The 9,476-nt window shown below is 31.7% G+C and carries 10 protein-coding genes; 7 read left to right on the top strand and 3 right to left on the bottom strand.

Features of this window, described 5'->3' with window-relative positions:
• The first annotated feature begins 9 nt into the window (after window positions 1-9).
• The 7 genes from bsdE14_RS05405 to bsdE14_RS05375 all read left to right on the top strand — a co-directional run bounded on the left by bsdE14_RS05405 (window position 10) and on the right by bsdE14_RS05375 (window position 7,934).
• Entirely contained in the window at window positions 10-495 is a 486-nt protein-coding gene (locus bsdE14_RS05405) for a hypothetical protein (RefSeq protein WP_264848941.1), read from the top strand.
• 487 nt (window positions 496-982) lie between these two features.
• Window positions 983-1,174: a hypothetical protein gene (locus bsdE14_RS05400; RefSeq protein WP_264848940.1), complete on the top strand. Its 192-nt coding sequence runs from the start codon at window positions 983-985 to the stop codon at window positions 1,172-1,174.
• 475 nt (window positions 1,175-1,649) lie between these two features.
• Complete coding sequence (gene rapZ / locus bsdE14_RS05395; RefSeq protein WP_264848939.1) at window positions 1,650-2,534, top strand: RNase adapter RapZ; 885 nt, start codon at window positions 1,650-1,652, stop codon at window positions 2,532-2,534.
• A complete protein-coding gene (locus tag bsdE14_RS05390) occupies window positions 2,531-3,862 on the top strand; it encodes a gluconeogenesis factor YvcK family protein (protein WP_264848938.1) in 1,332 nt (443 codons plus the stop codon). The genes rapZ and bsdE14_RS05390 overlap by 4 nt, the downstream gene beginning before the upstream one ends.
• A 57-nt stretch (window positions 3,863-3,919) precedes the next feature.
• Entirely contained in the window at window positions 3,920-4,873 is a 954-nt protein-coding gene (whiA, locus tag bsdE14_RS05385) for a DNA-binding protein WhiA (protein WP_264848937.1), read from the top strand.
• Window positions 4,874-4,882: 9 nt separating this feature from the next.
• Window positions 4,883-6,187, top strand: coding sequence for a DRTGG domain-containing protein (locus bsdE14_RS05380; RefSeq protein ID WP_264848936.1), 1,305 nt, complete (start codon window positions 4,883-4,885; stop codon window positions 6,185-6,187).
• A 34-nt stretch (window positions 6,188-6,221) separates the two neighbouring features.
• Window positions 6,222-7,934: a putative bifunctional diguanylate cyclase/phosphodiesterase gene (locus bsdE14_RS05375; protein WP_264848935.1), complete on the top strand. Its 1,713-nt coding sequence runs from the start codon at window positions 6,222-6,224 to the stop codon at window positions 7,932-7,934.
• Between the two features lie 88 nt (window positions 7,935-8,022).
• Here the strand turns inward: bsdE14_RS05375 and bsdE14_RS05370 are convergent, their stop codons facing one another.
• From bsdE14_RS05370 to bsdE14_RS05360, 3 genes are read right to left on the bottom strand one after another with little or no spacing between them, the layout of a single operon-like run.
• The gene (locus bsdE14_RS05370) at window positions 8,023-8,382 is read right to left on the bottom strand and encodes an EamA family transporter (protein WP_264848934.1); all 360 of its coding nucleotides are present in this window, start codon (window positions 8,380-8,382) and stop codon (window positions 8,023-8,025) included.
• The gene (locus tag bsdE14_RS05365; RefSeq protein WP_264848933.1) at window positions 8,369-8,743 is read right to left on the bottom strand and encodes a DUF2304 domain-containing protein; all 375 of its coding nucleotides are present in this window, start codon (window positions 8,741-8,743) and stop codon (window positions 8,369-8,371) included. The genes bsdE14_RS05370 and bsdE14_RS05365 overlap by 14 nt, the downstream gene beginning before the upstream one ends.
• Before the next feature lie 36 nt (window positions 8,744-8,779).
• Window positions 8,780-9,466, bottom strand: coding sequence for a glycosyltransferase family 2 protein (locus bsdE14_RS05360; RefSeq protein WP_264848932.1), 687 nt, complete (start codon window positions 9,464-9,466; stop codon window positions 8,780-8,782).
• Window positions 9,467-9,476 lie beyond the last annotated feature (10 nt).

Genomic DNA, 9,476 nt, shown 5'->3' with positions numbered 1-9,476 from the left:
GCGGTTAGTGTGGGTAAGCAAATAAGGTTTTTTCAAATGTATAATGATGAAGTGGAATTTGTAAAGGTGATAGAGCAATCTGGAGATTATATGGTAACATCTAAGGGAGAAAGATTGCTATTTAAGGATGTTGTTAATAGTAATGATTATCAGGTTTATATTGCGTTAAATAATGAAAATATCTATTTAAAATCTAATGGATATTTAGATACCGAAAAATCAGATGTAATTGAGTACAGTAGATGTGAGAAAAGTAAAAAAAATGAATTATATTATGGTAGACTGTGGGCTGAATTTAAATATTATGTTAACGAAGAAATTATAACAAAAAATAAATATTTTCAAGATAAATATAAATATTATGCAGGTTGGATAAAAAGAAGTATGCATTTGAGTAAGTGTAAAAAGTTTTATATAGCAGATGAAGCACTAAAACTATACAGGGAATCTGAATGGGATATGATGGCTACACCTGTTACGAAGGTAGATTTCTAATTTACACTTGATACATTAAAATTAATAAATTCACTCAAAAAGTTATAACCGTATAACAATTTTTTAATGTGTATATTTTCTTGTAAAAAGCACTGCATAATTAAAATTTTGCAATGAGAAGAAATTAACATGTGAAAAAGTTTACTGAAAACTATGTGGGAGTATCAAAAGGGATAATAGTGCACTATCATAGAAAATTATAATACATACAGTTAAAACTTCATGAATAGCTGATTTAAGCTAAATCAAATATATATCATGAAAATAGAAACATTGAGGGCTAACGTTTAGAACGTTAGCTTCTTTTTCTGTGCAAAAAAATAAGTTGAAAGAAGTAGAGAAATGGCAACAGATTTTGGGTAGAAGTTTAAAAGATATCATAAGGAAGAGGACAAGAGTAAAAGGTTATACTTATGCTATTTAGATGTCAAGTGTATAGGAAATGAAAGGTAAAAAAATATAAAAGAAATAAGGGAGATTTAATTATATGAATGATATAAAAGTAAAATTAATTATAAATGTAGAGCTTACAGATTTTGATGTAATTGCGAGGATAGAAAATATATGTACAGAACTTTTAATAACTCCAGAAGAATTTATACCAAATGCAATAAATAAATTGCTTCATAAAATACAGTTTGTAAGAGATTTAAGAAATTATAGTAAGACATCAAGATAGTAATTAATATTCATCGTAAGAAAGCTTAGTTTTAAAAAAAATTTAATTACAAAATTACCATTAAAGGGTATTGATCACCATCAAATGAAGATATAAATGTAACAAATAGGCTAGAGGAATCAGGAAAAGTTCTTGGAGTAGGCTTAATTGAGCTAATTTCTGAAGTGCCAAAAAAGATATTACAAAATATTTATAGCAATAATTTAAAGTTGAGACTATTAATTATACTGTTATAGTAAAATAGAAATGTGAATAGAAATAATTTTGCTTAAAGGTAGTAATTTACACGGAAATCGTTAAAAATTAATAAAAAGTGTGTTATAATCTAAAAATAAAGCTGTATTAGTTTATTTAGACTACAATGCATTTGATCGTAGGGAGGTAAAAGTCCTGAATGGACTTTTACGGGTAACCTGTCAGTGGGAACTGACAAGAATAGGTTACCCCGTGTTCCGGATAATTAGGGAGGAATAGTATGAGATTTGTAATAGTTACTGGACTATCAGGAGCAGGTAAAACACAGGCAATTAGAAATTTAGAGGATTTAGGATTTTTTTGTGTAGATAATATGCCTCCTACACTTATACCAAAATTTGCAGAAGCTTGCTACCAAACAGAAGGAAGAATAGACAAGATAGCTTTGGTAATTGATATTAGAGGCGGAAAGTTTTTCGATGACCTTTTCACAAGCTTAAAATATCTTATGGAACAAGGTTATAAATATGAAATACTATTCTTAGATGCAAATGATGAAACTCTTATTAAGAGATTTAAAGAATCAAGAAGAAAGCATCCGCTTGCACCAGACGGCAGAGTGCTGAACGGAATTGATATGGAGAGAAATAGACTTAGGGAAGTCAAGGATAGAGCAGATAATATTATAGATACAACAAAGCTTTCCGCAAGGGAGCTTAGAGATAAGATTAATTCTATATATGGAGAAGAAGGCCAGCTTGAAACTCAACTAATGATAACTGTATTGTCTTTTGGATTCAAATATGGAATACCGGTGGACTCTGATTTGGTATTTGATGTGAGATTTCTCCCAAACCCATTTTATATACCAGAGCTTAAGCAGTTTTCAGGCAATGATAAGCCTGTTAGAGATTATGTATTTGATTTTGATGAAACCAAGGAATTTGTTAATAAATTAGAGGATATGGTTGAATTTTTAATACCTCATTATCTGAAGGAAGGAAAAAGACAGCTAATAATCTCTATTGGATGTACAGGAGGCAGACATCGTTCTGTATCAATTGCAAATGAGATATATGAAAGATTAAAGCAAAATGGACACAAAATAAATATAGACCATAGAGATATAAATGAGGATGCGCATAAAGGTGGGTTAAAGCTATGAGGATTATAGACTGGTTAAAACCAGGAGTAAGGGTGAAAAGGTGGATATTACTGGGCATACTTGGAATCTTACTTATAGCTTTTGGACTTATAGAGTTTGTGCAGCATAGGTTATATTATTTTATGTATATTGCTTTTTATATTTTTCTCATAGCAGCAGGTTCATTTATACTCTATACTGCTGTTTCGCAAGGAATGAGATCTATTATTATATTGATTAACAAAGGTTATATAAATGTTTCTTTGGACTCTAGAAAGCTAGAAAATCTTATATATGAAAAAAGACTTTTAGTTAAAGGGCCTAAAATAGTAGTTATTGGTGGTGGTACCGGACTTTCTACTATGCTTAGAGGATTAAAGCACTATACCTCCAATATTACAGCAATAGTTACTGTTGCAGATGATGGAGGCGGTTCTGGGGATTTAAGAGAAGATTTAGGAATACTTCCACCTGGGGATATAAGAAACTGCATTTTAGCTCTCGCTGACACAGAGCCTTTGATGGAGGAGCTGCTTCAGTATAGATTTAAGGATGGAAGATTAAAAAATCAGAGCTTTGGAAATCTATTTCTAGCAGCTATGGATGGAATATCTAGTAACTTTGAAGAAGCTGTACAAAAGATGAGCTCTGTTCTTGCAGTAACAGGAAAGGTTGTTCCTGTTACTTTAGACAATATAGTACTTAAGGCAAAGCTTAAAAATGGAAAAGTAATTTCTGGAGAATCCAATATTCCAGAACAGGCATTGGAACAAATGAGTCCTATCGAAAAAGTTTTTATTGAGCCTTCTAATGCTAGAGCATTACAAGAATCTGTTGATGCTATAAGAGAAGCAGATGCTATTATTCTAGGACCAGGAAGCTTGTATACAAGTGTAATACCTAATCTATTAATTAAGGATATTTCAGGTGCACTCCATAGAACAAAGGCTATAAAAATATACGTTTCAAATATAATGACCCAGCCAGGCGAAACAGATGGGTATGGTGTGGAAGATCATTTAAAGGCTATCTTTAAACATGGTGGAGATGGCACAGTGGATTATGCAGTAGTAAATGTAGGAAAGATAGATAAAGAATTAGAAGTGAAGTATAAGGAAGAGACATCAGGAATGGTTTCTATTGATGAAGAAAAAGTAAAGAGTATGAATGTAAAAATTATTGAAGGCGATTTTATTAAGGTTAAAAATGGACTTATCAGACACAATTCAGATAAATTAGCTGATATTTTAATTGAAACTATAATGGATAAGAAGCTTCTTGCAGATAAGAAGAAGATTATAGAATACTTCTATCTATCAGAAAGATTGAAGGAAAATAAAAATAAGTAAAATTGGAAATTAAAGTTAAGAATTGGAGTTCTTACGACAATACAAGGAGGCAATTAGATGTCTTTTTCAGCAAAAGTTAAAAGTGAAGTTTGCAGAATTACAAATATGTCAACAGAAGAAGCTAAGGCAATTCTTTCCGCCATAATGAAGGTTAGTGGAACATTAAGCCTGGGTTCAAACAAGCAATTGAGTTTCAAGGTCACAACGGAAAATCCGTCTATTGCCAGATATATGTTCAAGGTGCTAAAGCAGCATTTTAATATTCATACAAAGCTGTTAGTAAAAAAGGGAAATTCCTTTAAAAAGAGCAATATCTATATTGTGGTAATTTCAGAAGATATGGGTGTGAGAGACCTGCTTCAAAAGGTGGGTGTACTTAAAGACAATGGGGGAGTATTTTCATTAGACTATGGTATTCCAAAGGAGCTTGTGGCATCAGATGAAGCTAAGAGAGCCTATATTAGAGGGGCATTTTTAGGGGGAGGAAGTGTTAGTAACCCAGAAAAGACTTATCACCTTGAATTTGTAACGCATAATAATGACTATGCAGATGAACTGTGCAATCTTATAAACACCTACGGACTTACAGCAAAGGTTATTCAAAGGAAGGGCAGCTACATTATCTATATTAAAGAAGGGGAGCAGATTGTGGACCTTCTAAATATAATTGGAGCTCATGGATCCTTACTTCAACTTGAAAATGTAAGAATAATGAAGGAAATGAGAAACAATGTAAATAGGCTAGTAAACTGTGAAACTGCTAATTTGAGTAAGACGGTAAATGCAGCAGTTAGACAGATAGAAAGCATTAGACTTATTCAAAAGGAAATAGGACTTCAAAGATTGCCAAAAAACTTAAGGGAAATAGCCGAGCTTAGACTGAGTTATCCAGATGAATCTTTGAAAGAGCTTGGAGAGTTACTTGATCCACCTGTGGGAAAATCTGGAGTGAATCATAGATTGAGAAGAATTGAAAAGATAGCAGATGAGCTTAGAAGAGAGGAAAGGTAGGAAACTCTTATGTCAAAGCATGAGGATATTATTAAATATATACTTTCTCTAGAAGTAGGAAGTAAAATATCTGTTAGAAGTATTGCAAGCGAATTAGGGGTAAGTGACGGAACTGCGTATAGAGCAATTAAGGATTCAGAAACTATGGGAATTGTAAGTACAATTCCTAGAGTAGGTACTGTAAGAATAGAAAAGGTTGAAAAAAAGAGTATTGAGGCGTTAACCTATGCTGAAGTGATAAATATAACAGATGGATCACTTCTCGGTGGAAAAGATGGAATATATAAGACATTAAGTAAATTTATAATTGGTGCCATGACGATAGATGCTATTATGAAATATATAACCCCTAATTGTCTTGTGATTGTAGGAAATAGGGAAGAAGTTCAAAGACTGGCACTAATGAACGAATGTGCAGTGCTTATCACCGGGGGCTTTGGCTGCAGTGATGAAGTAAAAAAATTGGCTAATGAAAAGTGCCTTCCTATTATTTCTTCTAGCTATGATACTTTTACTGTAGCTAGTATGATAAATAAGGCAATTTCTGAAAGTCTAATTAAAAAGGATATAATATTGGTAGAAGATATAATGAAAACTAATCCTGTTTATCTGAAAGTCACTGATACTGTAGGTCAGTGGAAGGATATGATGAGAGAGACAAGCCATGAAAGATATCCTATAGTAGACAATGAAATGAGAGTTATGGGGATTGCAACATTAAAGGATATGACTTCAGAAGTAGACAACTCAGCACCTATAGGTAAGCTTATGAGCAAGGATCCAATAACTGTTACTCCTAAAACAACTGTAGCTTATGCAGCCCATATTATGGGATGGGAAGGCATTGAATTGTGCCCTGTAATTGAGGGGAGAAAGCTAATAGGGGTCGTAAGCAGACATGACGTAATAAAGGCACTGCAATATATGTCTAGACAGCCTCAGGTTGGCGAAACCATGGAAGATTTGATCCTGAAAAACTTTGAGTTTTCCAGCAGCAATGAAAAAATGCATTTTTGGGGTAAGATTATACCTGAAATGCTTGATCCAATAGGAACTGCATCTTGGAGTTCATTAAATATGCTGCTAACTACCATGGGAATAATGAGTTTCAGACAAAAAAATCAAATAAATGTATCTGTGGATAGTGTTATGACATATTTTATGAAACCAGTTCAGATGGATGGTATGATAGAAATATTTACTGAAATTATAGATATGGGTAGAAACTTTTGCAAAGTGCAAGTTGATATGTTTGATAATAAAAAAGAGTTAATTGCAAAGGCACTGCTTTCTGCAAAAATAATGAGAAGATAGATGCATTCATGCTTAGGAAAGTATAGGAGACGATATGAGAAAAAATTATCAGGATAGAATTAAAGATATTGGAAATGACTTTTGGAAAATTTATAAGGAAAAAAACTTCTATAGATCTAATGCCGTTATTGCAAAAGTAGTAGGAATTTATTTTGCAGTAGGATGCCTTTTCATTATTTTATTAGATAGAGTGCTTTATTCTTCAATAAATAATGTAACAATGCTTAGAAATATGTATACAATAAGGGGATGCTTATTTGTTTTACTTACAACTTTTGTACTTTTTTTCGGTATAAAAAGCAGTGTTAAAAGAAACGAATTTCTTGTTAGAAAGCTAGTAGAGAGCTATGAGGATTTAGAGGCCACAAATGAGGAGCTTGTTGCTGCTGAAGAAGAACTTAGAGGTCAATATAAAGTACTGCAAAGCAATAAGGAAAATATGTACAAACTTGCTTATTATGATAGTTTGACTGGAATGCCAAATAGAACACTTTTTTTAAACAATCTTCAAACGCAAGTTAGCAAATCTACATCCTGCGGCATGAGGGGAGCACTTATTTTTATTGACTTAGACAATTTTAAAGATATTAATGATACTTTAGGTCATAATATAGGTGATGAGATTTTAAAAGCTGTAGGTAATGTATTAAAGGAAAGAGTTGCCTGCTATGGTACTGTATATAGATCAGGTGGAGATGAGTTTTCTATTATAGTTCCAAGTATAGAAGATTTAGAAGATGTTCAAGATATCTGCAATAAAATATTACTGGATTTTTCAGAAAACTTTAATGTTGGAAACAACCAAATATATGCTACTTCCAGCTTAGGTGTTACATTATTTCCGGATGATGGCAGCAATGTTAATGTACTTATGAAAAATGCTGATATATCTATGTATAAATCAAAGATGGAGGGTAAAAACAGATTTACCTTTTTTGATGAAAAGATATATAATGCAATGGTGAGAAGAGCATTGATTGAACATAAGCTAAGAGAGGCTATTAAGGAAGAGGAATTGTTTGTAAATTACCAGCCAATAGTTGATTCTAGAACTGGAAAACTAAGAGGAATGGAAGCACTAATTAGATGGATTAATAAGGAATTAGGGTTTGTCTCCCCAGGCGAGTTTATAAGCATAGCAGAAGATGTTGGTCTTATAATTCCAATAGGTTACTGGATATTTGAAAGGGTAGCAGAGCAAATAACTGAATGGAAATCAAAAGGCTATGATATAGAAATGGCATCTGTAAATGTTTCTTCTATTCAGATAAGACAGCCTGATTTTGTAGAAACTCTTAAAAGTATACTTGAAAAGACAAAATGTAAAGGTGAATGGATTAATATTGAAATAACAGAAGGTACCTTGATTGCCATGACTGAACAAAACTTGAGAGTTTTTAACGAAATAAGAGAACTTGGAATGACAATGTCCCTAGATGATTTTGGTACTGGATATTCTTCTTTAAATTACTTAAAAAATATACACTTTGATATTTTGAAGATTGACAAAAGTCTTATAGATGATATGCATATTAACTCTAACAGCAGAGATATTGTTGATGGTATAATTCAATTAGCACACAAGATTAATTTAGAGGTAAATGCTGAAGGTGTTGAATTAGAGGAGCAGGTTGAAGCACTAAGAGATATAGAGTGCGATATGATTCAAGGCTATTACTTTAGTAAGCCTCTGATGGTGGATGACTTTGAAAAGATACTAAGAGATAAATGTGGAGTTTTAGTATAAAGATTATTAAAATAATATAAAATACCTAAAGGGTTTGTCTTATAAATTATTATAAGACAAACCCTTTATTTAAACTATAAACCAACTTTTATTTTGATAAAACAAAAATACCAACACAAATAATTAAACTGCCAAGAATTGTATTTCTTGTTATAGTTTCATTTAGGATAAAGTACCCGGCAAATAGAGCTAAAATATAGCTCATACTTTGAAGTGGATAAACTTTTGTGAAGTCATATCTTTTAAGAATATAGAACCATAACAAGGTTGCAAAACCGTATATAACAAGGCCGCCAAATATGTTAGGCGTAAAAAATGCAGTAATTAAGCTTTTTATTCCAGCTATTTTTATGTTTCTTAAACCTATTTTCCATAGTATTTGTCCAGATACTAGTAATATACAGTTTAAGAATACTAAAAAGAATTTTTCTATACTAATCCCCCCCATGCAATTGCTCTAGTTGATTTGAAAGATCTTCTACTTGTAACTTAAGTATTCCCAATTCTTGAACTAGAGATTTTATATTATTGGATTTTTTTGAAAGAGCTAAGGTTAAAGAAAATGCAATAACTAATAGAAAAAAGATTACTATTAAGAACAAGGCATTTACAGGTTCCCTTATAAACAGTAGTTTTGATAAGTAAGACAATAAATTTGGGAATATAGTTATCAATATAAAAATAATGCTTGAAAAAATCCAAGTAATACTATACTTTAAGTCTAATTTATAGTTTAATACCATTTTAACAATAAATACAAAGAATAGTATAGAGGCAATCAATAAAATTATTTGTAAATTTGAGTTCATTTAATTGTTCCTCCAAGTATAAAATATTAAGTTAGGCTACTTAGCCATGGATGCAAAACATACTGCCATTGAAACTTTTATAAAATAATATATAGATTTAATAAAGTTAATAGAAGATTTTCCGCTTGTACGTTCCTTCATTACTACGGATACTTCTTTAACACAAAGCTTTTTTCTTTTTAAATATACTAGAGTCTCAGGTTCAGGATAATCAGTTGGATAGTATTTTGCAAAAAGCTTTATTGCTTTCTTGTTACATGCTCTAAACCCAGAAGTAGGGTCTGTTACTTTAAGACCTGAAACCATATAGATAAGGCTAGAAAAATATTTAATACCTATTCTTCTAAGTTTAGTAGATTGAAAACCTTGCTTATCTATGAACCTGGAACCTAAGCAAAGGTCTGCTCCAGATGTTACCTCTTTTATCAAGGAGTCAATGTAAATTACATCATGTTGACCATCTCCATCAACTTGAACCGCAATATCGTAATTATTATAATAGGCGTATTTGTAACCTGTTTGTACAGAACCTCCAATTCCAAGATTTGAAGGCAAATCTATTTTTGTTATTGAATTATTTAACTGCAAGGACTTAGTATTATCAGTGGAACAGTCATTTACTATTAAAACATCATAATCAGGACAGGTTCTTTTTATATCATTAATGAGCTTTGGCAAATTTTTTTCTTCATTATAAGCAGGAATTATAATCAATACCTTCATGCAGCATACC

The organism is Clostridium omnivorum, assembly GCF_026012015.1.
Taxonomy (GTDB): domain Bacteria; phylum Bacillota; class Clostridia; order Clostridiales; family Clostridiaceae; genus Clostridium_AX; species Clostridium_AX omnivorum.
This window is presented reverse-complemented; position numbering and strand designations above follow the sequence as displayed.